A 24,228-nucleotide genomic window follows, 5' to 3' on the forward strand; every position below is an offset into this window, starting at 1 on the left:
CCTGACCGCCCCCTTCCAGGGGCGGGATAGCGGACGCGGAGCCCAGGAACGTGCCGGCGCCCTGGGCCGGGTGAAGGTGGCCGCCCTCAGCGGCGGTACCAGGGGATGTGCTTCTCGGCCTCGACCACGCGGTCGTGGTCGGCCAGGTACGCGGAGCTGTCCGCGTCGGTGTGCGTGGCGAGCGAGCGTTTGGCGGCCTTGTACTGGGCCGCCGCCTTCTTCGCCGCTGCCTTCTGTTCCGGGGTCTTCCGGGCCATCGCGTGTCCTTTCCCGTGCGGGGCTGGTCTGTCCGGTCCCACCGCACCCCCACGGGAAGCCCGCAGGGGACGGAAGGGCCGGTCAGAGACCAGCGCGGCGGATGGCCTGTTCAGTGGCCCGCGCCCGCTTCTCCGCCCGCTTGCGGGCATCGCGGGCGGCGGTCCGGTCCTCACGTGAGGCGGCGCGCTCAGCAGCCTTGGCGGCGGCCAGTTCGGCCCTGGCCTTGTCGTTCTGGCGGTGCAGGGCCACGGCCTCCAGCTGGCCGCGCTCCTCGGCGCGGGCGTCGATCTGCTCGATCCTCCGGTTGAGCTTGGGATCGACGGCGTCGGCGGCGGCCTGCTTGGTGGTGCGCAGGATCAACATCGCGCGCTGGCGCTTCTCACGGGAGGTGTAGGAGCGGTAGACATCGCTCACGGGGTTGTCCTTCCTGGTCAGCGGTTGCGGACGGTGGTGTGCGAGCGGCCCCACCAGCGGTTCGTGACGTGGTGGTGGGTGATGAAGGTGTCGCCCCGTCCGCGCCGGAAGCCGGAGAAGACCGGGGCGACGACCACGGCGGCCACGGCGATGGACACCGGCACCAGGACGGGCGCGGCGATGGCCAGCCCGGCGGCACCGAGGTACACCGCGCCACCCACGCCAAGGGCGAGGACACCGCGCGCGATGAGCCGTTGGGCCTGGGGATCCAGGCCGGTCGGGGCCGGGACGGGGGCGGGCATCTGCACGGTGGGCAGGTCGATCCGGCGGACGGCGACCATGCGGTTGAGGTCGTAGGGGTCCGGGACCCACACCACCGGGCCACGCTCGGCCGCCAGTTCCACAGGCCCGTCCAGCGGGACAGGAACGGGCTGGTAGACCTCGCGGGCGGACCAGTCGGTGACCGGTTCGCCCGGGCGGTAGGGCAGGGGCTCGTTCATGCGGCCACCTCCATGGAGTCGGCGGTGTTGGCCCGCTCGGCCCGCAGCGTGTCCCGCAGCCCGCGCGCCTTCTCCGCCGAGGTGCGGACCGTCTTGCGGATGGCCTCAGCGGTCAGCTGCTCGTCGGGCCAGTCGGCCGTTGCCGACCGCGCCTCGTCGAGCAGCTCGGCGGGCGTCCGCTTCGGTCGGGCGGTGCGGGCCGACTGCGGGACCCGACCGGTCGCCCGACGGGGCCGGGCCGACTCAGCCGCCACCGCCACAGCGCCGGGAGCCGACTGGTCGGAGCCCGGCTGGGCGACCGGTTCAGGGGCTGGGAGGGGCAGAGGGTCGGCGACCGGCGCGGGTGGCTCCGGGGCCGACTCTTCCTGCTCAGACGTAGACCGATTGATGATGGTCTCATCCGGTTTGATGGCGTCTGTGGTGGTGTCCGGTCGGTGGTGGAGCACCTTGGCGACCAGATCCGACCCGAAGTAGATCGAGCCAACCGGGAGCGAGGTAGCCAGCAGCACCAGCAGCCAACCGGCCCGGCTCAAGTCGGCCAGTCCGCCGGGGCCGACCGCACCACCGTGCAACTCGGGCACGAGCCCGTGAACGAAATTCAGGACGAGCGAGGCGGCGGTGTACGCGGCCAGAACCCGCAGCGCGAATTTCCGGTCCCGACCGGTCAGGACGAGCGCGGCGACCAGCGCCAGCGCCATCAGCCCATCGACCACGTACCCGTAGAGGGTCGCGGCCGTGGCATCGGCACCGATGGCCCTGGCGACATCCCGCAGCGCGTTCCACGACACCCGGAACGCCATCCCGACCACGGCCACCAGCGCCACGACGAGAAGAGCCTTGGCCTTGTCTTGGCGGGTCACCGGTCTACCTCCCCGTCACCACGCTCCGGGTCGTGCGCGGTGCCGTAGCCAATCGGTGGCTTCGCTGCGAGCATCCGGCGCAGGTAGCCGGTGTTCCACGGGGTACTGAGTCCGGTGCTGTCACCCAAGAGGCAGTGGAGGGCCACGACGGCGTCCCTGGCGCGGTCGGCCAGGATCGCGTCACGGACCTGCTCGTCCTCACCCGTGGCGGGGTCGGGGATCTCGATCGCCTCCAGGACGGCGCGCAGCAGCGCGGCAACGGCCTCCGGCAGCGGGCCGGGGGCGACACTTGTAGCAGAGTCGCTCACAGCGCACCCCCCACCGCGATACCGGCCGACACGATCAGCAGGGCACCAGCCACGCCGGTCACATCGACCGCACGGCGCAGGTTGGCGAACTTGGCGACCGCGATGCGCGAGAGGTTCGCGATGTCCTGCGCTCGACTGTCCTCGGCCAGCTCGGTGCGGATCTGGGCGGCGGTGAGCTTCGCCCACAGCGGGAAGCCTGTCGGGCGGGCACCGCCCAGGTTCGGCCGCACCGCCCGGAGCAGCAGGGCTGCGGCACCGATCAGCAAGGTCACACCAGTGCCGCCGACCACGTATGCGGCGGTCGGGAGGTGGGCGTCGCGGGCGACGGTCCACACGCCAGCCAACAGAGCGCCGATGAAGGCCAGTAACAAGCTGGTCTTGGTGTCGGTCCGGGCGATCTCTGCCTTCACCTCGGCGTGGGCGGCGGTGAGGTTGACGTCCAAGGTGCTCACGCCCCCACCCCCGACGTGCTCACTGCGGCACGGTTCAAGAGCTCCCGGCGGGCGGCCAGCACCCGGCGACGGGCCCGACGGATACGGCGTTCGTCCAACTCGGACACCGGCCGGTCAAGCGTCATGATCTGCGCATCCAACAGCTCGACCTCGGCCGTGATGACGGGCATCTCGAGGTCGATCGCGTCCAGCTCAGCGCCGGTCGGTTCGCGGTGGGACAGGTCGGCGGTAACAACCGCCCGAAGTGCACCGATGTGCTCCATGGGTCGTGTTCCTCTCAAGGGTGAACGGCCCGAACAGCGGCGCCGGTGCTGCAACACCGGCGCCGCGCGCCGTTGAAGTCGGTAGATCCGGCTCCCCACACCCCGCCCGTACGGTCACCACCCGGTACGGGGGCCGGACAGGCGGAGGAGGCAACCGGCCGCCGCGGTAGCGGCGGAGGTTGGGTCGTGCGATGCGCGGACCTCATCCGCGCTGGCCGCCTTCTCGGAGAGTCGGCGACTCCGTCCACTGTTGAGTTCTCAAGGAACGAGCGCTTCCTTTCACCCCCTTGTGAAGGGCTTCCGGGCGCTGGCGCGGCTCAGCAGTTCCGCCTCCGGCGGGCTGCCTTGCGGCCACACGTAGATACTGGACCGGTGGACCGGTCCAGTCAACCTCTGTGGGTTGGATTCGTTGATGCCGTGGCACAACTTCGCAGGTGAAAGCCACTTCGGGACGCCAAAAAAGGCTGGACCGGCGGACCGGTCCAGCCTTCTCGTGATGTAAGGGAGCTACATCGGGTAGGTCTCCACCCGCTCGAAGAGGGCCCCTGGCGTGACACCTTCCTCGCACACCACCGGGCGGCCTTCCTGGTCGTACGCGGTGTGCAGCACGACGGCCACTGCGGTCGGACCCGTCAGGGTCAGGTGCTCCGCCTCAGCCTCTGTTGCGAGGCGCACTGTGGTCGTGTCCGTCCCCTCGACGGGGAAGCGGCCGGTCTGGCGGCGGACGTAGCGGGAGGTTCCCTCGGCAATGGGGGCGGGCTGAGCCAGGCGAGGCGCCTCATCGGCGACTTCCGGCGGGAACCAGGCCGTGACGTAGCTGTGAGGACTCCCGTCGGGAAGTTGCAGGACACGAACACGACGAAGTGCTTCCACGTCGGCTCCCAGGCGCAGTGCCTCGGCCACGTGCGCCGGTGGCATGGCCCGGTCAGGTGTGCCGACGCGCAGAAACGGCATGCCGCTGGCGCGGGCTGATCCGGCCTGGCGCCCGCCCGCTGGCCGTGCCACAGGAGTCTCCGTGACGATGAAGCCCGTTCCTTGGCGCGCTTCGACGACGCCGTCGGCCCTCAATACATCCATGGCCTTGATAGCGGTGGCGCGCGAGACCGACCACTGCTCGGCCAGGTCCCGTCCGGATGGGACGGTCTCACCGGGCTGGAATTCCCCCGATGCGATCCGGACCCTCAGCGATTCCGCGATCTCTTCATACTTCAGCAGTGCCATAGCTCCCCTTGTCGGTAGGCGGGCGCTGGACTGGTCCACCGGTACACAGGATACTGCCCTCATGTCGAAAGCAGAGATCGCCCTAGCACCGGAGATCGAACACTTCTACTCAGAGGTCATTGACGAGGACGTCCGGCTGAGCATGTCGGCAGACGGGCGGCTGGAACTCCTCCGTACGCAGGAGATCCTGCGCCGCTTCCTCCCGCCGACACCGGCGCGCGTCCTCGATGTGGGAGGTGGGACAGGCGTGCACGCACGGTGGCTCGTGGAAGACGGCTACAAGGTCGAGCTGGTCGACCCCATCGCCCGGCACGTTGAGCAGGCGGCGAGGATCTGCCCCGCTTCGGTGGGCGACGCCCGTGCACTGAACGCGGAAGACGCGAGCTACGACGTCGTACAGCTACTCGGCCCGCTCTACCATCTGCCCGACCCGGAAGACCGGCGCACTGCCCTCTCGGAGGCGCGGCGCGTAGTGATGCCCGGGGGACTTGTCGCCGCAGCCGCCATCAATCGGTACTCGTCCCTCTTCGAGCACGTCACCTACGCGCATCTGCACACGGACCGCTTGCAGGCGGCTATCTCCAAGATTCTGCGCACCGCTGTGCACGACGGCAAAGGCTTCACCCTGGCCTACTTCCATCGCGCGGAGGAGCTCGCCGACGAACTGCGAGTGGCAGGGCTCACTGACGTGGAGGTATTCGGGGTGGAGGGTCCCGCGTGGTCGCTCCTCAAAGCGGTCGAGCAGCAGCCCGGGGAAGGCCCCACAGATGACATGTTCGCCTCCGCCCTGACAGCCGCGCGCATGGCAGAGCCGTACCCGGAGCTCCTTGCCGCCAGCTCCCATCTGCTGGCGGTCGGGCGAGTGCCCGCGTGACGCGCCCTGCCCGTTCTGGCGTGTGCTCAGAACGAGCGGTCTGGTCCCGGAGACGGCGGGTTCGCTCCCGTCCCCGGGACCGCGCTCCGGGCCGTCCGTGGGCCGTCCGAGGGTGACCAACGACGACCAACGACGGCCAATGACGACCGTGCCGCCCTCGCTCGGAAGCGGCATCGGAAGAGGTCTCCCAGGTGGCGGATTCGCCGCATGACTTCCTGCGCAACAAGAAGCAGGAGTGGGAGGAGTACCGCTCCGAGGTCACACCGTTCGAACTGCGCAAGAACCTGCCGGTGCTGTAAGAGCACTGGCAGACCGCTGGACAGATGCCTCCGGGCCGACGTCGTCATGACGTCGGCCCGGAGGCATCTTCAGTGTGTTCGGCGGGCGTCGCGGACTAACCCCGGTCGACGAGGTTGCGGCAGCCTGTCGCGACGTTCGTGTCGGCGTCGGCACCGGGCTGGTTGGCGACGGTGAGGTCGATATCCCGGCTGTTGGTCGCGTCGCACCCGTTGTCCTGCGCGATGGCCTCGTCGTGCATCCGGCCCCTGTTGGACACCTGGTTGTCGCATGCGGCCCGCACCTCGAGGTCGGCGCTCGCTCCCGGGGAGTTGACGACGGAGGTCTCGAAGTCACCGGTGTTGGTGCTGTCGCAGCTGTCGTTCTGGGTCACGGTGACGCGCTCCATACGGCCGTCATTGGTCACCTTGTTGTCGCAGTGGCCGAGGACCCGGGTCTCGGACGTGGCCCCGGGCGAGAGCGGTCCCACGAGGGGCGACAGGTCCCCGGTGTTGGTGGCGTCGCACGCGGCCCGCTGGCCGAGGGCGCTGTCGTGGACCGTGCCCCGGTTGGTCACCGCGTTGCCGCACCGGGCCGCGACCGTGGTGTCCACCGAACCGCCCGGGGATTCGAACACCTCGGGGGCGTCGAGATCCCCGGTGTTGGTGGTGTCGCAGTCCGCGGACTGGCCGACGGTGCTGTCGGTCAGCTTTCCGTCGTTGCGGAGGTCGTTGTCGCAGCTGGTCGTGTACGCGGCGTCCACCGAGCCGCCCGGGGATTCGGCGTTGCCGCCGCCGAAGAGACCGGTGTCGGTGCTGTCGCAGGTGGTGCTCTGGCCGAGGGCCGCGCGGTCCAGGCGGCCGTCGTTGGTCACCTTGTTGCCGCAGCGGGCCGCTACGTCCAGATCGGTGGAGGAGCCCGGGGAGAGATTGTTGGTACCGGTGTTGATCTCGCCGGTGTTGGTCGTGTCGCACGCGTCCCGCTGACCGATGACGCTGTCCTCCACCACCCCGGTGTTCGCCACCTCGTTGTCACAGCGGCCGATGATCCGGGTGTCGAGCGTGCCCCCGGGCGAGGCGTCTCCCAGGTCGGGATTGATCAGACCGGTGTTGGTGGCGTCGCACGCGGCCCGCTGGCCGAGGGCGCTGTCGTGGACCGTGCCCCGGTTGGTCACCGCGTTGCCGCACCGGACCGCGAGGGTGGTGTCCACCGAACCGCCCGGAGACTCATCCAGCCCAGGTGTCGCGACATTGCCGGTGTTGGTGGTGTCGCACTCAGCGGACTGGCGGACGGTGCTGTCGGTCAGCTTTCCGTCGTTGCGGAGGCCGTTGTCGCAGCGGGCCGAGAAGGTGGTGTCCGCCGAGCCCCCCGGGGAATCGATGAACTCGGGCCTGACCGCTCCGGTGTTGGTCGTATCGCACTCCGCGGACTGAGTGACGGCGCTGTCGGATACCCGCCCCGTGTTGCGGAGGTCGTTGTCGCAGCGGGCCTCGAGGGTGGTGTCCGCCGAGGCTCCCGGGGAGTCGTTGACAGCGGGGTTGATCAGTCCGCTGTTGGCGGCGTCGCAGTCCGCGGACTGATCGACGCTGGTGCCGGACATCCTCCCCATGCCGCGCGCGGAGTTGCCGCAGTGGGTCGAGAGATCGAAGTCGGTCGAGGCTCCCGGGGATCCGACGACCACGGGGGTGATGAGGCCGCTGTTGCCGGATGAGCAGTCCGTCCCCTGCCGTACCGTGTTGCCGTCGCTTCCGGAACTCGCCGCCATGGCACCGTTCGAGGAGGCCAGCACCACCGCGCACACCCCCGGGACCATCAACCACATCTTCTGCTTCATCGCCATCCGCTTTCCCTCTCCGCGCGGGGCAGGCCCCTGACCCGACCATCATCGGGACGCGGCGGAGGCGGACTTGACCCGTGTCACCGGGATGGCCCAGAACCCCTGTCCGGGGCCACTCCTTCGGCCCAATCGGGGGCGGCGGGATCGCGGTCGGCCGTGTCCACCTCGGCCATCCGGGCGACGGGCGATAGCCGGCGCTTCTGGCCGCGAGAACCATCCGCTCTTGGACGGATGTCCGCCGGGGCCGGGATCCTTGTCGTATGGACACCACGGGGATCCGGGCCGCCATCGCGGCCGAACGCAGGGAACTGGCCGATCTGTTGGACAGCCTGTCCATTGAGCAGTGGGACGCGCCGAGTCTGTGCGGGGGCTGGCGGGTGCGGGAGGTCGCGGCCCATATGTCGCTGGGGTTCCGCTACTCGCTGCCCAAGGTGGCGCGGGAACTGGTCAAGGCCAGGGGCAGCCTCCACCGGATGACCGACCGGACCGCCCGCAGGGAGGCGGCCACCGCCACCACCGCCCAACTCGCCACCTGGCTGCGGGAGAACGCCCACCACTCCTGGACACCCCCGGTCGGCGGGCTCGCCGCGGCGCTCGGCCATGACGTCGTCCACGGCCTGGACATCTCGGTCGCCCTGGACCTCGGCCGACGGGTACCCGAGGACCGCGTCCGCGTCCTGCTGGGGACGGTCGAGCCCAAGACGCTGAAGTTCTTCCGCGCCGACCTCAGCGGTGTCCAGCTGCGCGCCGACGACCTCGACTGGACCTACGGCACCGGCGCCCCCCTGACCGGCGCCGCCCAGGACCTCCTGCTGGTCGCCTACGGCCGCAAGCTCCCACCGGGCCGCCTGCGCGGCGAGGCGTGCGGCCGGTTCGTCGGGGTGTGAACGGGTGGGCGAGGACGGAGTCGAACCGTCATAGCCGGAGCGGGGGCTTTACAGGCCCTTGGGCTCGCCAGTGCCCAGCTCGCCCGTGGCGGAGGAGGTGGGGGTCGAACCCACACGGCTGCTCGCGCAGCCCAACGGTTTTCGAGACCGCGGCCGGCGCCACCTTTCGGCTGGCTCCTCCTGGCGATGGTGCGACGCGCGCATGGCGCGGTGGCGGCAGCGAAAAGCCGCCCGGACGGGGATCCCGTGGGCGGCCGCGGTCCGTCTGGGACGGTTACCTGGCGTACCCGGGGGAGCCCGATGAGGACGATGAGCGCGGATACGAGCCACTGCTCGGCTGCTGGTTCATCGTGGGCTCCTCTCCCGTCTCGGCGGTGAGATCACTCTGCCCGGCCCCCGGCCGGTGCGGCAACGGGTTTTCCGCCACGGCCGGGACCTGCCGCTTCGCCGCCGTGGTCGCTTAGGCTCAGCAGCGAGCGTTGATCACGACGGCGGACGGGAGGCGTGCGGGATGTCCGTACCGCAGGGACGCAGAAGCAGCAACTTCACCCGGCTGCTCCGGCACGGGTTCACCGACGCCTCCTCCGCCCAGCGGCTGCTGGACGTGCCCGAGCTGTCCGCGGTGCGCAGCGACCCGGTGCTGCTGGAGGCGCTCGGGGGGACCGCCGATCCCGATCTGGCGCTGCGCGGGCTGGTGCGGCTGGTGGAGGCGCTGCCGGAGGAGGCGGGGGAGGGGGAGAACGGGGGACAGCGGGCCGGGTCGCGGCAGGCGTTGCTGGACACCCTGGTCACCGCCAAGCCGCTGCGCGACCGGCTGCTCGGAGTGCTCGGCGCCTCCGAGGCGCTGGGCGACCACCTGGCCCGCCATCCGCAGGACTGGCACGCGCTGGTCACCTATGAGTCGGCCGATCTGCATCCGACCACGCCCGAGTTCGAACAGGCCCTGGCCGAGGGGGTCTGGACCGGACCGGGCGCGGAGCTGCCGCGGCCGGACGCGCTGCGGATCGCCTATCGGCGGGCGCTGCTGGCCATCGCGGCGCGCGATGTGTGCGGGACCACCGATGTCACACAGGCCGCCGCCGAGCTGGCGGACCTGGCCACCGCCACGCTGCGGGCCGCGCTGGAGATCGCGGCCGAGGAGCAGCCCGAGGACGCCGCGGCCTGCCGTCTCGCCGTGATCGGCATGGGCAAGTGCGGGGGCCGTGAGCTCAACTACGTCTCGGACGTGGACGTGATCTTCGTGGCGGAGACCGTCGACGGAGTGGAGGAGGGGAAGGCGGTGCAGGCCGCCACCCGGCTGGCCGCCCGGCTGATGCGGATCTGCTCGGACGTCACCGTCGAGGGCACCATCTGGCCGGTCGACGCCAACCTGCGGCCCGAGGGGCGCAACGGCCCGCTGGTGCGCACGCTGTCCAGCCATCTCGCGTACTACCAGCGGTGGGCCAAGACCTGGGAGTTCCAGGCGCTGTTGAAGGCCCGGCCGGTGGCGGGCGACGCGGTGCTGGGCCAGGCGTATGTGGACGCGCTGGCGCCGATGGTCTGGCAGGCCGTCGAGCGCGAGAACTTCGTCCCCGATGTGCAGCAGATGCGCCGCCGGGTGGTGGAGAACATCCCCGTCGCCGAGGTGGACCGCGAGCTGAAGCTGGGCCCCGGTGGGCTGCGCGACGTGGAGTTCGCCGTCCAGCTGCTTCAGCTGGTGCACGGCCGGTCGGACGAGTCGCTGCGCAGCGGCACCACGCTGGACGCGCTCGCGGCGCTGGCCGCGGCGGGCTATGTGGGGCGTTCCGACGCGGCCGCGCTGGACGCCGCCTACCGCTTCCTGCGTTCGATGGAGCACCGCATCCAGCTCTACCGGCTGCGCCGCACCCACTTGGTGCCCGAGGACGAGGCGGATCTGCGGCGGCTCGGCCGTTCGCTGGGGTTCCGCACCGAGCCGGTCACCGAACTGGGCACCGCGTGGCGGCGGTACGCGCGCGAGGTGCGGCGGCTGCACGAGAAGCTCTTCTACCGGCCGCTGCTGGACGCCGTGGCCCAGCTGGAGCCCGGTGAGATCCGGCTCAGCTCCGAGGCGGCCGGGCAGCGGCTGGAGGCCCTGGGCTACGCCGATCCGGTCTCGGCGCTGCGCCATCTGGAGGCGCTGGCCTCCGGGGTGACCCGGAAGGCGGCGATCCAGCGCACCCTGCTGCCGGTGCTGCTGGGCTGGTTCGCCGACTCCGCGGATCCGGACGCGGGGCTGCTGGGCTTCCGCAAGGTGTCCGACGCGCTCGGCAAGACGCCCTGGTATCTGCGGCTGCTGCGGGACGAGGGGGCCGCCGCGGAGAATCTGGCCCGGGTGCTCTCCGCCGGGCGGCTGGCCCCCGATCTGCTGCTGCGCGCGCCCGAGGCGGTGGCCCTGCTGGGCGATCCGGAGGGGCTGCGGCGGCGCGGTCGGCACCATCTGGAACAGGAGGTGCTGGCCGCGGTGGGCCGTGCCGACGGGGCCGAGCAGGCGGTCGCGGCCGCGCGCGGGGTGCGGCGGCGGGAGATGTTCCGCACGGCCGCGGCGGACATCATCGAAAGCGCGCGGCTGGCCAACGGGGCGGTACGCCCCACGGTGAGCTGGCCGCCGCCGGGTGACGAGGGCACCGGCGGCCCCCGGGCCGTGGCCGCCCCCGCGGCGCCCGTCGCCGCCCCGGGTGGCGCGCCCGAGGTCCCCGGCGCCCTGCGGGACTCCGAGCCGCATGCGCCCGCCCGTCCCGGCGGGGCCGCCGCGGACCAGCCGCCCGCCGACCCGGGGGTACTGGTCGACATGGTGGGCGACGCGCTCTCCGACCTCAACGCGGCCGCCATCGCGGGCGCCCTGCGCGCCGCCGTCCGCGACACCTGGGGCGATGAACTGCCCACCCGCTTCGCCGTCATCGGCATGGGCCGCTTCGGCGGCCATGAGCTGAGCTACGGCTCGGACGCGGATGTGCTGTTCGTGCACGAGCCGCGCGAGGGCGCCGAGGAACAGGAGGCCTCCCGCGCCGCGTTCGCCGTGGCCAATGAGATGCGGCGGCTGCTCCAGCTGCCGACCGTCGACCCACCGCTGCTCATCGACGCCGATCTGCGCCCCGAGGGCAAGTCCGGCCCGCTGGTGCGCACCCTGGGCTCGTACGCCGCCTACTACCGCCGCTGGTCGCTGGTCTGGGAGAGCCAGGCGCTGCTGCGCGCCGAACCGGTCGCGGGTGACGCGGAGTTGGGTGAGCGCTTCATCGAGCTGATCGACCCGCTGCGGTATCCGGCCGAGGGCCTGGGCGAGGACGCGGTACGGGAGATCCGGCGGCTGAAGGCCCGGATGGAGTCCGAGCGGCTGCCCCGCGGCGCCGACCCCACCACCCACGCCAAGCTGGGCCGCGGCGGTCTCAGCGATGTCGAGTGGACCGTCCAGCTGCTCCAGATGCGCCACGGCTGGGCCGAGCCGGGGTTGCGCACCACCCGCACCCGCCGGGCCCTGGCCGCCGCCCACGCCGCCGAGCTGATCGGCACCGAGGACGCCCAGACCCTCGACGAGGCGTGGGTGCTGGCGTCCCGGGTCCGCAACGGCGTGATGCTGGTGCGCGGCCGCTCCGGCGACACCTTCCCCAGCGAGACCCGTGAACTGGCCGCCGTGGCACGGTACTTGGGCTACGGTCCAGGAACTGTCGGGGAGATGCTGGAGGACTACCGCCGTACCACCCGCCGGGCCCGGGCCGTCGTCGAGCGTCTCTTCTACGACTACGAGGGCTGAACCGGGCGGCCGACCGGCGGCGGAGCGGTGGCCGACCGGCGGGTGGTGGCCCGGGTTCAGCCCGGCAGCTCGATCCGGAGCGGACCGCAACCGATCCGGTCCGCCTCGGCCGCCACATAGCGGGGGAGCAGTCCGCGGATGTCGCCCGGGTGCCGGCCGTTCTCCGCCCGGACCAGGAAGGTGACCTCACCGGTCTGGCACTTGGCCTGGAACAGCCCCAAGTCGGCACGGAGGAAGCCGGATCCGTCCCGGTCGCCGGGGGTCTTGATCGGCTCGCCGCCATCGAAGGCGAGATTCCGGTAGAGCACCGAGAGCCGCGGGTCCTCGACGGTCATCAGCCGCAGCGAGGGGTGGTCGAAGAGTACGTCGCGGTCACAGGTGCGCACCGGGCCCCCGCCCCGGGTCACCAGGGGGCGGTTGTACGAGACGGCCTCCTGGCGGGCCTTGGGGAGGCTCAGCCCCTCGATACCGCAGAGCGCGTCGGGCCGTTCCTCGTGGAAGCGGGGCGGGTCCGGCATCCGGTCGACCGGGTCGGCGAGGGTTCCCCCGCATCCCAGGTCCGCCATGTAGTGGTTGACCAGGCGGACCGCGGTACGGGCGAGCCGGTCGCGCTCCCCGGCGTCCACCCGGTCCCGGTGGACCGTCCAGCCGGTGTCGATGTCGAATACGGTCGGGCCGTCGTCGTCCGCTCGACCGATGCAGCCGTCAGCCACCGCCAGCCAGGCGCGGGTGTCGGAGGCCATGCCCAGCAGCCCGCCGCCCATCGGGGTCAGCCGCGCGGACAGGTACTCATCCGCCCACTGGTCCGCGGCGCCGCCGAAGCGGACGTCGAGCTGGTGGGCCCGGATGGTCACCTTCGCACCGCGGGGGGACGTGAGGACGCAGGTGCCGGTGGGGCCCCTGTCGCCTATGTGGTCCGTGGTGATGGGGGTGTCGGACGCGTCGATGTCCGTATGGCCGTGGAACAGCTCCGCCACCTCGTCCGTGCCCAGCGCGCTCCAGCAGGCACGGGACTCCGCGAACGGACCCGTATCGGTCTGCCAGGCCACACCGGTGGCGCCGAGCAGCGCCCCGGCCACGGCGGCGGCCAGCGCGGGCCGCCACCGGCCGCGGGTCAGCCGCCGCCAGTGCCACCAGGGCGGGCGCCGCTTGGGCAGCCACGAGGGCGGCTCGGCCGCGGACCGGGGCCCGTCACCGCTCCGGTCGTGGTCGTGGTCGTGGTTGTGGTCGGGGTCGGGGTGGTCGGTGTCGGTCATCGGTCGGCAGCTCCCGGTGCGACGGGCGGACAGCCGACGCGTGTGGTCACGGCGTCGGTGAAGGCGGTGAAGTACCGCGTGTTCTCGCGTGCGGACGGGCCGAGCATCAGCAGGGTCATGGGCCGTCCCGCGCAGTCGGCCCGCACCACCTGGTAGCCGTCGGCGAGGACCCCGGTGCCGCGCCAGCCGCGCGCGGCGGCCTTGCTCCCCGTCGTACCGTCGAACAGCGCGGACAGCCGTGGTCCGGAGACCATCAGGGCGTCGAAGATCCGGCCCTCGCTCCGGTCGTCGGTCCGCACCGAACAGGACTGGAGATCCCGGCCGACCGCGCCGACCTGGTACGCGAGGTCCGCCGCGGATCTGCCGTCGAACTCCAGCCCCCTGATCCGGCAGGCGCGTTCGAAGAAGGTCTCCCGCTGCTCGGACAGGGTGAGCACCGGCGAGGTGGTGCGCAGCGGCTTCGCGGGGGCACAACCGGTCTTCGTCATCGCCCGGTTGGCGACGGAGACCATCAGCTCGGCCGCCGAGCGGGCGCCGCCGAGCCCGGCCGCGCTCGGAGCGAAGCCTCCGTCGGGGGAGGCGGTGGTGGCGGTGGCGTCGAGGGTGACCGCGGTCGGCCGTCCGTCGCGGGTGTCGCACCGCTCGGGCAGGACCAGCAGTCCGCGGCTGCCGTCGGTGGCGCCCGGCAGTCCGTCGGGCAGCGGCACCGCGCGGCCGCCGAGATAGTCGTTGATCCACTCCAGGCGCCGTTCGGTGTCCCGGGGCGCGGGGCCGTAGCCGACGACGACCCTGGTGTCCCGCGAATCGTCGGAGTCGTCGCCGTAGCCCGGGGCGTGGATCGCGACGGTGCACCGGCCGGTGGTGCGCCGCGGACCGAGCGCGGTCTCCTCGGCGGTACGGCTGCCCTCGCCGTCGGTGAACACCTCGTCGCCGAGGAACTCCGGTCCGCTGTCCTGCTCCCAGGCGCCCCAGCAGTACCGGTCCTTGGCGTTGAACGGCCAGGTGTCCGTGGCGAAGGCACCGATCCCCGCGGCTGCCAGCGTGAGCGCGAGGACGCCGCCGACCACGGCGGTGCGGCGCATCCGCGGCTTCATCAGTTCCCCGTTCCCCGTTCCCCCATGTGGCGGCCGATTGTAGCCACAGACCGCCGCCGAGCCCGGGGGCAGGGGGTTGTCAGTGGCGGATGGCACGCTGGTGCGCATGGGAACAGAAGCGGCCTGGCGCGGGCCGGTGCACAGCGACCTCCAGGCGGCGAAAGCCCTGGTGTACGACGCCTGCGGCTTCCGCTGCACGGAGCCGGTGCCGGAGGAGGAGAGCGCCGAGTACGCGGCGTGCGCCTTCAGCGTGGACGGGCTGGCGCTCCGCTTCCGGGTGGCCAAGACGACCCCGACGAAGACCGGTCAGTTCGTCACGGTGTGGCAGCGGTCCGAGCGGGGGCCGATCCGGCCGTTCGACGTGGCGGACGCGGTGGACCTCTTTGTCATCAGCTCACATGAGGGCGACCGCTTCGGGCAGTTCGTCTTCTCGTGCGAGGCGCTGCGCGCGCGGGGGATCGTCTCGGCGGACGGCGCCGGAGGGAAGCGGGGGTTCCGGGTCTATCCGCCATGGGCCGCCACCACCAGCCGTCAGGCCCGTGCCACCCAGGCGTGGCAGCTGGAGTCCTTCCTCGACATCCCGGTCGCGGGGCCGCTCGACACCGCCCGCGCCAAGGCGCTCTATCAGCCGCGCAGATAGTTGTAGACGGTGGCCCGGGAGACCCCGAGCAGTTCGGTGACCACCTGGACGGAGTGCTTCATCTGGAGGAAGCCGCGCACCCGCAGCGAGTGGACCAGCTCCTTCTTGGCGGGGGTGCCCAGGCTGCGCGGGGTCTGGCCGCGGGCCGCGGCGAACTCCTCGACGACGGTGCGCAGCTCCGCGGCGGTGCGGGCGCGCAGGGTCTCGGTGAGCGGCTGTTCCTGCTCCTCGGTGCGCACCAGATTGGTGAGGCTGCGGGCGGCGCTGGCGAACAGGGAGACGTCCAGGTTGAGGCAGATCGCGGCCACATAGGTGCCCGCGCTGTTCTTGATGCCGATCGAGGTGCTCTTGGCGGGGCGGCCGTCGGGGAAGCTGTTGGCGTAGTTCTGGACGATGCCGGGGAAATCGGGGTCCTCGATCCGGGCCAGACCCAGCTCGGTGGCCGGATCGCCGACCGAGCGGCCGGAGAGATTGCTCTCGATGGCGCGGATGGCCCGGTCCGGCCGGCGCAGATCGTGCAGGACGACCTCGCACAGCCCGGGGAACATCCGGCCGAGGGCGGTCACGATCTTCTCGGCCTCGCGCAGCAGCAGTTCGTCCTCGGCGGCCGCCTCCGGCGGCTGCTCCCGAGGGGGACGCCGCGCGCTCATCGGGGGTCCCCTTCTTCCGGGGCGAAGAGCGCCGCCATCGTGGTGGTCGCCTTCAGCCCCGAGCCGGTGAGCACCACGGCCGTGGTCTCGCCGGGGCGGATGGCGCCCCGCGCCCGGAAGAGATCGACGGCCGCGGCCGCGGTCGCGCTGGTGGGCTCGGCGTACAGCCCCATCGCCGCCAGCCGCCGCACGGCCGCGACGATGGCGTCCTCCGGTACGGCGGCAATATCGCCCCCCGAGCGGCGGATCGCGCGCAGCACCTCGGTATGGCGGACCGGCCGCCGGATGGCCGTGCCCTCGGCGATGGTCGGGGCGTACTCGAACGGTACGGGGGTCTCGGTGCCCGCCGCGAAGCTGGCCTGGAGCGGGGCGCAGTGGGCGGGCTGGGCGACCAGCAGCCTCGGGCGGCGGCTGATCTGACCCGCCGCCAGCAGTTCGGAGAAACCGAGGTCGCAGCCGAGGACGGTGCTGCCCGCCCCGGCCACCGTCACCACGGCGTCGGGGGCGGTGTGGCCCAGGTCCTCCCACAGCTCGTAGGCGAGGGTCTTGACGCCCTGGAGGAAGAGGGGGTGCCAGTTGTGGCTGGCGTAGGAGGTGTGCGCCGACTGGCGCAGCGCCTCGGCCGCGGTGGCGTCCCGGTCGCCCGGGACCACCTGGACCTCGGCGCCGTACGCCCGGCTCTGGAGGATCTTCGCCGGGGAGGTGCCCTCGGGGACGAGGATCCTGGCCCGGATCCCGGCCGCGGCGCAGTACGCGGACACCGAGGAACCGCCGTTGCCGGAGCTGTCCTCGATGACCTCGCGGACGCCGCGCTGCCGCAGCGCCGAGATCATCACGCTGGTGCCGCGGTCCTTGAAGCTGCCGGTCGGGCTGAACCACTCCAGCTTGAAATGGACCCGACCCCCGCCCCAGTCCCGCTCCACCAGCGGGGTGCATCCTTCTCCCAAGGACACCGGGGTGTCGAGGCGCACCGGGAGGGCCGCTCGGTAGCGCCATAGTGAACGGTCCCCGGTGTCCACCTCCGCACGGGTGATCCCGGGGAGCGCGGAGACGGTGAGCGGAGCGCCGTCGTCACCGCACCAGCGTGGATCGTCGAGGGGGTACGTGGCGCCGGAGCGCTCGTCGACGTAGTGGGGTCCGGCGGGGTGGGGTTCGGCTCGCACCTTGGACATTCTGTTTAGACATAGACCGCCCGTCAAGACTGTCTCCGGTGGGTCAAGTGCGCCACGAGGGCGGTTCGAGGGCCGCTCGACTGGGAGGGCGGCGAGTCCCGGAGCCCGCGAGTCCGGTGGCCGCTCACGCGGGCGCGAACAGCCGTTCCAGCACCACCGCGACGCCGTCCTCGTCATGGCCGGGCGCCCGCTCATCGGCCACCGCGACCAGCTCCGGATGGGCGTTGCCCATCGCGACCCCGTAACCGGCCCAGTTCAGCATCGGGATGTCATTGGGCATATCGCCGAAGGCGATGGTCTCCGCGGGGGTGAACCCCATCCGGTCCGCGGCCAGTTGCAGCCCCACCGCTTTGTCGGTGCCCGCGGGCAGCACCTCGATCATCCCCTTCTCGGAGTGGGTGACCGCCACCTCGCCCCCGCCCACCCGTGCGGCGGTCGCCGCGACCAGCCCGTCCGGCAGCTCCCGATGGCGCATCAGCACCTTCTCGATCGGCCCGGCCCACAGCTCCGCCCGGTCCGGGACCACCCCCCAGCCGGGACGTATCCGGTCGGCGAAGCCCGGGGTGACCACGAAGCGGTTCTCGGGCGCGGCGGTGACCACCGCCAGCTCCAGCGGTCCCGCGCCCAGCTCCCGCTCCGTACGCCCCACCACCGACCGGGCCAGCTCCCGGTCCAGCGCCGCGGAGACCAGCAGCCGGTCCGCGGAGGCGTCGTACAGCTGCGCGCCCTGTCCGCACACCGCGAGCCCCCGGTAGCCGATCGCGACCAGGAACTCCCGGCAGGACGCGGCCGGGCGTCCGGTGACCACCAGATGCCGTGCCCCGGAGCGCCGGGCCAGGGCGAGCGCGGCACGGGAGCGCGCGGAGACCGTCAGATCGCTGCGCAGCAGCGTCCCGTCCAGATCGGTGGCCACCAGCGGGAAGCGCGGCGGTGCGGAGCGCGGGCGGGGAAATACACCGACCACGCCGGAAGCGGGCGGGGAAGCGGTACCGGAGATGGCGGCTGAGGCGGTGGCGTCGGCGGTGTGCACGGTGCCGGTGGTCCCTTTCGTCACGCTCGTCGTGCTCGGCCCGCGGCGGAGCACACCCCGGCCGCGCACTCCGCATCGAGCCCCTGAACTCGGTGGAAGACGCCACCAGGATGGCGGCACGGAAAGAGACGATCAAGCTGAGCGGGCAGCGGCGATCACACCATGCGGAAGCGGGGCGGGGCGGATCCGGCCGCTCAGGCCGTCCGCAGCTCGCCCTCGCGCTCGGCGGCCGCCACCCGCCGTCCGCTCACCTGCTTGGGCAGCCTGGCGGGTGTGGTGCCGTACCAGACGTAGGACAGCGAGAAGCCGATGGACAGACAGATGACACCGCCGACCGCGTCCATCCAGAAGTGGTTGGCCGTCGCCACGATCACCAGCAGGGTGGCCGTCGGATAGAGCAGCCCCAGCGCCTTCGCCCACACCGGCCGGGCCAGGGTGGCGATGGCGATCCCGCACCACAGCGACCAGCCGATGTGCATCGAGGGCATCGCCGCGTACTGGTTCGACATCGCGGCCAGGTTCCCCGAGGCCATCGAGCCCCAGGTGCGGTGCGCCACCACGGTGTCGATGAAGTGACCGCCGCTCATCAGCCGGGGCGGCGCCAGCGGGAAGAAGTAATAGCCGAGCAGCGCCACGCCCGTGGTGGCGAACAGCACCAGCCGGATGGCGGCATAGCGGCCCGGGTGCCAGTGGTAGAGCCACACCAGCACACAGATCGTCACGATGAAGTGCAGCGTGGCGTAGTAGTAGTTCATGCCCACGATCAGCCAGCTGACCGAGTCGATCGCGTGGTTGACGCCGTGTTCGAAGGCCATACCGAGCCGGTGCTCCCACCGCCAGATCCAGCCCGCGTTGCGCAGCGCCTCGGACTTCTGCTCGGGAACCGCGTTGCGGACGAGGGAGTACGTCCAGTAGCTGACGGCGATCAGGGCGATCTCGAACCAGAGACGGGGTCTGCGGGGGGTGCGCAAACGGGCCATCAGCGTGGTGTGCCCCGCCGGGCGCGCCCCCGTCGCCGCGAGGGGTGACGAGGCGGCCGTCCGGCCCTCCACGGTCCTCACAGTCGCTTCACCCATAGGGCAACAGTCTGCCAGATATGACCCACCGCCAGATCATCTGCGAAGCGGTTCCTGGTCGCATATGTACCGGTCCGGGGGTTCCTTCATGCGACGTACGCCGCCATACGTCCGGCTATGTCGTCCGCTCGGCCGCCCCGTTGCGCACCGGGCGGCCGTGGGCCGAGGCCGTGGAACCGCGGACCACCAGCTCGGGCAGGAAGACGAACTCGCTGGGCGGCGCCGGAGTGCCGCCGATCTCCTCCAGCAGCGCCCGTACCGCCGCCTGTCCCATCGACTGCACCGGTTTGCGGATGGTGGTCAGCGGCGGATCGGTGAACGCGATCAGCGGGGAGTCGTCGAAGCCCACCACCGAGATGTCCTGGGGGACCCCCAGACCCCGCTGCCGGGCGGCCCGTATGGCCCCCAGCGCCATCATGTCGCTCGCGCACACCACCGCCGTACAGCCCCGGTCGATCAGTGCGGACGCCGCCGCCTGGCCGCCCTCCAGGGTGAACAGTGAATGCTGGATCAGCTCCGCGGACTCCTCCGGCCCGAGCCCCAGCCGGTCCCGCATGGCCTGCTGGAACCCCTCGATCTTGCGCAGTACGGGGACGAACCTCTTGGGCCCGAGCGCCAGCCCGATCCGGGTGTGGCCCAGCGAGACCAGATGGGTGACGGCCAGCAGCATCGCCGCACGGTCGTCGGGGGAGATGAACGGGGCCCGCACCGCCGGTGCGTAACCGTCCACCAGAACGAACGGCACACCCTGGCCGCGCAGCTGGTCGTAGCGCTGCATATCGGCCGAGGTGTCCGCGTGCAGCCCGGAGACGAAGATGATCCCGGCCACCCCGCGGTCCACCAGCATCTCGGTGAGCTCGTCCTCCGTGGAGCCGCCCGGGGTCTGGGTGGCCAGCACCGGGGTGTAGCCCTGACGGGTCAGCGCCTGCCCGATCACCTGGGCGAGCGCGGGAAATATCGGGTTCTCCAGCTCGGGCGTGATCAGTCCCACCAGACCGGCGCTGCGCCGGCGCAGCCGCACCGGGCGCTCGTAGCCGAGGACGTCCAGGGCGGCGAGGACGGACTCGCGGGTGGCCGTGGCCACCCCCGGCCTGCCATTGAGGACGCGGCTGACAGTGGCTTCGCTGACCCCCGCCTGGGCTGCGATGTCAGCGAGCCGTGCGGTCATGGGATTGGACTGTACCGGTCGCATGTCAGATTGCCCACCACGCGCAGCAATCGGGAGGAATGCGCACCGTAGCGGCACGGTACGCGAGCGGCGCGGAGGACAGCAGCGCGCGCCCCGGAACGGGAAGTTCGACCTCCTCCCCGAGGGTGTTCAGCGTGCAGACGAATCCCGGGCGGGCCAGCGCCAGCACCCCCGCCGGGGCGTCGAGCCAGGTCATCCCGGAGTCGCCGAGGCCCGGCAGCTCCCGGCGCAGCGCGAGTGCCGAGCGGTACAGCTCCAGCGTAGAGCCCGGGTCGCCGGTCTGCGCCTCCACCGAGAGCCCGGCCCACGCCGCGGGCTGCGGCAGCCAGCTGCCGCCGGGCCCGAAGCCGTAGCTGGCGCCCGAGCGGGACCAGGGCAGCGGCACCCGGCAGCCGTCGCGGAAGCCGTCCTGACCGTCCTGGCCGTCCTGCCCCTCGGCGGAGGTGCGGAAGAACGCCGGGTCCTGACGGCATGCGTCCGGCAGGTCGACGACCTCCGGAAGGCCCAGCTCCTCGCCCTGGTAGAGGTAGACCGAACCGGGCAGCGCCAGGGTGAGCAGGGCCGCCGCGCGGGCCCGGCGCAGCCCCCGGGCCGGGCTGCCGTCGGCGTAGCGGGTGGGGTGCCGGACCACGTCATGGTTGGAGAGCACCCAGGTGGTGGGGGCGCCCACGGACGCGGTCGCGGCCAGCGACTCGTCGATCACCGTACGCATCGCCGCCGCGTCCCAGGGGGACTTGAGGAACTGGAAGTTGAACGCCTGGTGCAGTTCGTCGGGGCGCACATACAGCGCCAGCCGCTCGGGGCTGGGCGCCCATGCCTCGGCGACCCCGATCCGGTCGCCGGGGTAGGAGTCCAGCAGCCGCCGCCAGGAGCGGTGGATCTCATGCACCCCGTCCTGGTCGAAGAAGGGCAGCACCTGGGAGCCGATCAGCTTGGCCTGTTCGGTACGGCCGATATCGGGCATCCCGGCCGCCTTGACCATGCCGTGGGCGACATCGATACGGAAGCCGTCCACGCCCAGGTCCAGCCAGAAGCGCAGCACCGAGTCGAACTCCTCGCGCACCTCGGAGCAGTCCCAGTTGAGGTCGGGCTGCTCGGGGGCGAAGAGGTGGAGGTACCACTCGCCCGGGGCGCCGTCCGGACCGGTGGTGCGGGTCCAGGCGGGGCCGCCGAAGACCGACTCCCAGTCGTTGGGCGGCAGTTCGCCGCCCGCGCCCCGGCCGGGACGGAAGTGGTAGCGCGCACGGTCCGGCCCGCCCGGCCGGCCGGTGAGCGCGGCGCGGAACCAGGGGTGCCGGTCCGAGGTGTGGTTGGGCACCACATCCACGATCACGCGCAGCCCCAGCTCATGGGCGGTGCGCACCAGGTCGTCGGCGTCGGCGAGGGTGCCGAAGAGCGGATCGACCGCGCGGTAGTCCGCCACGTCGTAGCCGCCGTCGGCCTGCGGGGAGGCGTAGAAGGGGGTCAGCCAGACGGCGTCCGCGCCCAGCCCGGCGAGGTGGGGCAGCCGCTCGCGGGCCCCGCGCAGATCGCCGATGCCGTCGCCGTCGCTGTCGGCGAAGGACCGCACATACACCTGGTAGATGACGGCGTCGCGCCACCAGCCGGACCCTCCGGACGGTCGCGCGGTGTCGGCCTGGAGGGAGGTTGTGAGCTCCTGGGTCATAACGGCGAAGTTAACAGCTCTGCAATGCCTTGCGGAAGAGATTGCAGGGGTGGCGAGGCGCCCCTGAGCGTGCTCCGGCGCGCATTCCGCGCGCTCACAAGGGTTCGGCCGGATACCGGCAGGACACGCGGACGTAACGAATCCGGGTGCCTTGCAGAAAATTCCCGCAAGGTCTTTCGAGTTTCTTGCAGCCCTGTTACGTTCCTCGGCAACCCGGGGCCGCGACGACGCGGCCGGTCTTGGAGGAGTTCAGATGCGACGTGGCATAGCGGCCACTGCGCTTGTCGCGGCCATGGCGCTCGCGGCGACCGCATGCGGCGGTGGCGACGGTGACAACGGCGGCGGCAAGTCGGGCGGCAAGCTCTCCGGCACGGTGACGTACTGGGACACGTCGAACGAGGCCGAGAAGGGCACGTACAAGAAGCTCGCCCTCGGCTTCGAGAAGAAGCACCCCGACGTCAAGGTCAACTACGTCAACGTGCCCTTCGGCGATGCCCTGGCCAAGTTCAAGAACGCCGCGGGCTCCGGCGGCTCCGGCGCCCCGGACGTGCTGCGCGCCGAGGTCGCCTGGACCCATGACCTGGCGAACATCGGCTATCTCGCCCCGCTGGACGGCACCGCCGCCCTCGACAACGAGTCCGACTACCTGCCCAAGGCGGCCGCCGGTACCAAGTTCAAGGGCAAGACCTACGCGGTGCCACAGGTCATCGACACCCTCGGCCTCTTCTACAACAAGAAGATGCTGCGGGACGCCGGGGTCGAGCCGCCCAAGAGCTGGACCGAGCTCAAGGCCGCCGCCAAGAAGATCAAGAAGAAGACCGGGAAGACCGGTCTCTATCTGCGCGGCGACGACGCCTACTGGTACCTGCCGTTCATCTACGGCGAGGGCGGCGATCTGCTCGACACCAAGGCCAAGAAGGTCACCGTCGACGACAAGCCGGGTGTGAAGGCGTTCGCCGCCGCCCGGGACCTGGTCACCTCGGGAGCGGCGGAGACCGACGCCACCGACGGCTGGGACAATATGCAGAACGCCATCAAGAACGGCGACGTCGCGATGACGATCAACGGGCCGTGGGCGATCGAGGACACCCTCGCGGGCAAGGCGTTCAAGGACAAGTCCAACCTCGGCGTGGTCCCGGTGCCGGCCGGAAGCGCCGGTCAGGGCGCCCCGCAGGGCGGCCAGAACCTCACCGTCTACGCGGGCTCCAAGAACCTGGACGCCTCCTACGCCTTCGCCAGGTACATGAGCTCGGCCGAGGTGCAGGCCAAGACCACCGAGGAACTGAGCCTGCTGCCCACCCGCACCTCCGTCTACCAGGAGAAGGCGGTCGCGGCGAACGCCAATGTGAAGTTCTTCAAGGACGCCGTCGACAAGGCCGTCGAGCGCCCCTGGATCCCCGAGGGCAACAGCCTCTTCCAGGCGATCCTGGTGCAGTTCCCGGGCGTTCTGACCGGTAAGACCTCGCCCGAGAAGGCGGCCGCCTCCGTCGGCGACGCCTACCGCAAGCTCCTCAAGGGCGACTGGAAGTAAGGACCGGCAACGATGGCTGTCGACACCAGCCGGTCGGTGAATCCGGCCGCGGGTGCCAAGAGCACCCGCGGCCGGGTCCGCGGGACCGGGGACAAACCGCCCGGCCGGATCCGTTCCGCGTTCGCCAGGCACTGGTACGCCTGGGCCATGGTCGCGCCCGTCGTGCTCGTCATCGGGCTGATCATCGGCCTTCCGCTGGTCCGCGGCGTCTATCTGTCGCTGACCGACGCCGATGAGGCCAATGTCGAGCGCACCATCGGGGTCAACCACATCCCCGCCACGTACCAGAACGTGGGCCTCGACAACTTCCGGGCCATCCTGGAGGACCAGGTCTTCTGGGACCGGCTGAGCTGGACGGCCACCTGGACGGTCTCTTGCGTGGCCGTCACCTTCGTACTCGGCCTCGGCCTCGCCGTCCTGATCAACCGAAGGTTCGTGGGCCGCGCCGTCTACCGGTCACTGCTGATCCTGCCCTGGGCGGTGCCCGCCTTCGTCTCCGTCTTCGCCTGGCGGCTGCTCTACAACGAGAAGAACGGCATCCTCAACAAGGTGCTGGAGGGCGGCGGTATCGACGGGGTGCCCTGGCTGAACGACCCCACCATGGCCAAGGTCTCGGTGATCGCCGTGAACATCTGGCTCGGGGTGCCCTTCATGCTGGTCGCCCTGCTCGGCGGACTCCAGTCCATCCCCGGTGAGCTCTACGAGGCCGCCGAGATGGACGGCGCCGGCCCCTGGCAGCGGTTCCGTCATATCACCCTGCCCGGACTGCGATCGGTCAGCTCCACCGTGGTGCTGCTCTCCACCATCTGGACCTTCAACATGTTCGCGGTGATCTACCTGCTCACCCGCGGCGGTCCCGGGGACAGTACCGAGATCCTGGTGACCTACGCCTACCGGCTCTCGTTCGTCAACAGCCCCCGTGATTTCGCGGGCGCCTCCGCCTGGGGCGTGCTGATCCTGATCATCCTCATGCTCTTCGCGGTGGTCTACCGCCGTTCGCTCCGCAAGCAGGGAGAGGTCTGGTAG

23 protein-coding genes, 2 tRNA genes and 1 pseudogene are annotated in these 24,228 nt (G+C 71.5%); 7 read left to right on the forward strand and 19 right to left on the reverse strand.

What is annotated here, in order from left to right; translation table 11 throughout:
* Nucleotides 1-86 precede the first annotated feature (86 nt).
* From AB0C66_RS08570 to AB0C66_RS08605, 8 genes are all read right to left on the reverse strand, one after another.
* Nucleotides 87-257 (reverse strand): hypothetical protein, encoded by a 171-nt coding sequence (locus AB0C66_RS08570; RefSeq protein WP_362434580.1) that lies wholly within the window; start codon nt 255-257, stop codon nt 87-89.
* 82 nt (nt 258-339) lie between these two features.
* The gene (locus tag AB0C66_RS08575) at nt 340-672 is read right to left on the reverse strand and encodes a hypothetical protein (protein ID WP_362434582.1); all 333 of its coding nucleotides are present in this window, start codon (nt 670-672) and stop codon (nt 340-342) included.
* A 17-nt stretch (nt 673-689) separates the two neighbouring features.
* Nucleotides 690-1,172 (reverse strand): hypothetical protein, encoded by a 483-nt coding sequence (locus AB0C66_RS08580; RefSeq protein WP_362434584.1) that lies wholly within the window; start codon nt 1,170-1,172, stop codon nt 690-692.
* A complete protein-coding gene (locus AB0C66_RS08585) occupies nt 1,169-2,032 on the reverse strand; it encodes a DUF2637 domain-containing protein (protein WP_362434586.1) in 864 nt (287 codons plus the stop codon). The genes AB0C66_RS08580 and AB0C66_RS08585 overlap by 4 nt, the downstream gene beginning before the upstream one ends.
* Entirely contained in the window at nt 2,029-2,340 is a 312-nt protein-coding gene (locus tag AB0C66_RS08590; protein ID WP_362434589.1) for a hypothetical protein, read from the reverse strand. Before AB0C66_RS08590 ends, AB0C66_RS08585 begins: the two co-directional genes overlap by 4 nt.
* Complete coding sequence (locus tag AB0C66_RS08595) at nt 2,337-2,792, reverse strand: Pycsar system effector family protein (RefSeq protein WP_362434592.1); 456 nt, start codon at nt 2,790-2,792, stop codon at nt 2,337-2,339. The genes AB0C66_RS08590 and AB0C66_RS08595 overlap by 4 nt, the downstream gene beginning before the upstream one ends.
* The gene (locus AB0C66_RS08600; protein ID WP_362434596.1) at nt 2,789-3,055 is read right to left on the reverse strand and encodes a DUF6284 family protein; all 267 of its coding nucleotides are present in this window, start codon (nt 3,053-3,055) and stop codon (nt 2,789-2,791) included. The genes AB0C66_RS08595 and AB0C66_RS08600 overlap by 4 nt, the downstream gene beginning before the upstream one ends.
* A gap of 507 nt (nt 3,056-3,562) precedes the next feature.
* A complete protein-coding gene (locus tag AB0C66_RS08605; protein ID WP_362434599.1) occupies nt 3,563-4,276 on the reverse strand; it encodes a GntR family transcriptional regulator in 714 nt (237 codons plus the stop codon).
* Between the two features lie 61 nt (nt 4,277-4,337).
* Here AB0C66_RS08605 and AB0C66_RS08610 point away from each other — a divergent pair, with 61 nt between their 5' ends.
* Both AB0C66_RS08610 and AB0C66_RS08615 read left to right on the forward strand, forming a co-directional pair.
* The gene (locus AB0C66_RS08610; RefSeq protein WP_362434602.1) at nt 4,338-5,150 is read left to right on the forward strand and encodes a class I SAM-dependent methyltransferase; all 813 of its coding nucleotides are present in this window, start codon (nt 4,338-4,340) and stop codon (nt 5,148-5,150) included.
* Between the two features lie 158 nt (nt 5,151-5,308).
* Nucleotides 5,309-5,449: pseudogene (locus tag AB0C66_RS08615) on the forward strand (glutamine synthetase); the annotation flags it as partial.
* A gap of 95 nt (nt 5,450-5,544) precedes the next feature.
* On the opposite strand, the gene AB0C66_RS08620 reads toward AB0C66_RS08615, so the two are convergent.
* Nucleotides 5,545-7,266 (reverse strand): hypothetical protein, encoded by a 1,722-nt coding sequence (locus tag AB0C66_RS08620; RefSeq protein ID WP_362434605.1) that lies wholly within the window; start codon nt 7,264-7,266, stop codon nt 5,545-5,547.
* Nucleotides 7,267-7,523: 257 nt separating this feature from the next.
* On the opposite strand from AB0C66_RS08620, the gene AB0C66_RS08625 reads away from it, so the two are divergent.
* Nucleotides 7,524-8,150 (forward strand): maleylpyruvate isomerase family mycothiol-dependent enzyme, encoded by a 627-nt coding sequence (locus AB0C66_RS08625; protein WP_362434608.1) that lies wholly within the window; start codon nt 7,524-7,526, stop codon nt 8,148-8,150.
* A 5-nt stretch (nt 8,151-8,155) separates the two neighbouring features.
* Here AB0C66_RS08625 and AB0C66_RS08630 read toward each other — a convergent pair.
* A tRNA-Tyr gene (locus AB0C66_RS08630) sits at nt 8,156-8,235 on the reverse strand.
* A 1-nt stretch (nt 8,236) separates the two neighbouring features.
* Nucleotides 8,237-8,331, reverse strand: a tRNA-Ser gene (locus AB0C66_RS08635).
* A gap of 330 nt (nt 8,332-8,661) precedes the next feature.
* Here AB0C66_RS08635 and AB0C66_RS08640 point away from each other — a divergent pair.
* Complete coding sequence (locus AB0C66_RS08640) at nt 8,662-11,898, forward strand: bifunctional [glutamine synthetase] adenylyltransferase/[glutamine synthetase]-adenylyl-L-tyrosine phosphorylase (protein ID WP_362434611.1); 3,237 nt, start codon at nt 8,662-8,664, stop codon at nt 11,896-11,898.
* A 56-nt stretch (nt 11,899-11,954) separates the two neighbouring features.
* On the opposite strand, the gene AB0C66_RS08645 is transcribed toward AB0C66_RS08640, so the two are convergent.
* Both AB0C66_RS08645 and AB0C66_RS08650 read right to left on the reverse strand, forming a co-directional pair.
* The gene (locus AB0C66_RS08645) at nt 11,955-13,154 is read right to left on the reverse strand and encodes a hypothetical protein (RefSeq protein WP_362434614.1); all 1,200 of its coding nucleotides are present in this window, start codon (nt 13,152-13,154) and stop codon (nt 11,955-11,957) included.
* A complete protein-coding gene (locus AB0C66_RS08650; protein ID WP_362434617.1) occupies nt 13,151-14,236 on the reverse strand; it encodes a hypothetical protein in 1,086 nt (361 codons plus the stop codon). Before AB0C66_RS08650 ends, AB0C66_RS08645 begins: the two co-directional genes overlap by 4 nt.
* Nucleotides 14,237-14,354: 118 nt before the next feature.
* Here AB0C66_RS08650 and AB0C66_RS08655 point away from each other — a divergent pair, with 118 nt between their 5' ends.
* Nucleotides 14,355-14,888 (forward strand): MepB family protein, encoded by a 534-nt coding sequence (locus AB0C66_RS08655; protein ID WP_362434620.1) that lies wholly within the window; start codon nt 14,355-14,357, stop codon nt 14,886-14,888.
* Here AB0C66_RS08655 and AB0C66_RS08660 read toward each other — a convergent pair.
* The 6 genes from AB0C66_RS08660 to AB0C66_RS08685 all read right to left on the reverse strand — a co-directional run bounded on the left by AB0C66_RS08660 (nt 14,873) and on the right by AB0C66_RS08685 (nt 21,671).
* Entirely contained in the window at nt 14,873-15,538 is a 666-nt protein-coding gene (locus tag AB0C66_RS08660; RefSeq protein WP_362434623.1) for a PAS domain-containing protein, read from the reverse strand. The genes AB0C66_RS08655 and AB0C66_RS08660 overlap by 16 nt on opposite strands.
* Complete coding sequence (locus AB0C66_RS08665) at nt 15,535-16,710, reverse strand: threonine synthase (protein ID WP_362434625.1); 1,176 nt, start codon at nt 16,708-16,710, stop codon at nt 15,535-15,537. The genes AB0C66_RS08660 and AB0C66_RS08665 overlap by 4 nt, the downstream gene beginning before the upstream one ends.
* A 124-nt stretch (nt 16,711-16,834) precedes the next feature.
* Entirely contained in the window at nt 16,835-17,674 is an 840-nt protein-coding gene (locus tag AB0C66_RS08670; RefSeq protein ID WP_362435607.1) for an HAD family hydrolase, read from the reverse strand.
* 260 nt (nt 17,675-17,934) lie between these two features.
* Complete coding sequence (locus AB0C66_RS08675; protein WP_362434627.1) at nt 17,935-18,816, reverse strand: phosphatase PAP2 family protein; 882 nt, start codon at nt 18,814-18,816, stop codon at nt 17,935-17,937.
* Between the two features lie 115 nt (nt 18,817-18,931).
* Nucleotides 18,932-19,984, reverse strand: a complete 1,053-nt coding sequence (locus AB0C66_RS08680) for a LacI family DNA-binding transcriptional regulator (protein WP_362434629.1) — start codon at nt 19,982-19,984, stop codon at nt 18,932-18,934.
* A gap of 25 nt (nt 19,985-20,009) precedes the next feature.
* Nucleotides 20,010-21,671, reverse strand: coding sequence for a glycoside hydrolase family 13 protein (locus AB0C66_RS08685; protein ID WP_362434631.1), 1,662 nt, complete (start codon nt 21,669-21,671; stop codon nt 20,010-20,012).
* Between the two features lie 253 nt (nt 21,672-21,924).
* Between AB0C66_RS08685 and AB0C66_RS08690 the strand changes: the two genes are divergently transcribed.
* Together AB0C66_RS08690 and AB0C66_RS08695 are read left to right on the forward strand one after the other, a co-directional pair.
* Nucleotides 21,925-23,202, forward strand: coding sequence for an extracellular solute-binding protein (locus AB0C66_RS08690; protein ID WP_362434633.1), 1,278 nt, complete (start codon nt 21,925-21,927; stop codon nt 23,200-23,202).
* A 12-nt stretch (nt 23,203-23,214) separates the two neighbouring features.
* Entirely contained in the window at nt 23,215-24,228 is a 1,014-nt protein-coding gene (locus AB0C66_RS08695; protein WP_362434636.1) for a sugar ABC transporter permease, read from the forward strand.

The organism is Streptomyces sp. NPDC048636 (assembly GCF_040650655.1).
Taxonomy (GTDB): domain Bacteria; phylum Actinomycetota; class Actinomycetes; order Streptomycetales; family Streptomycetaceae; genus Streptomyces.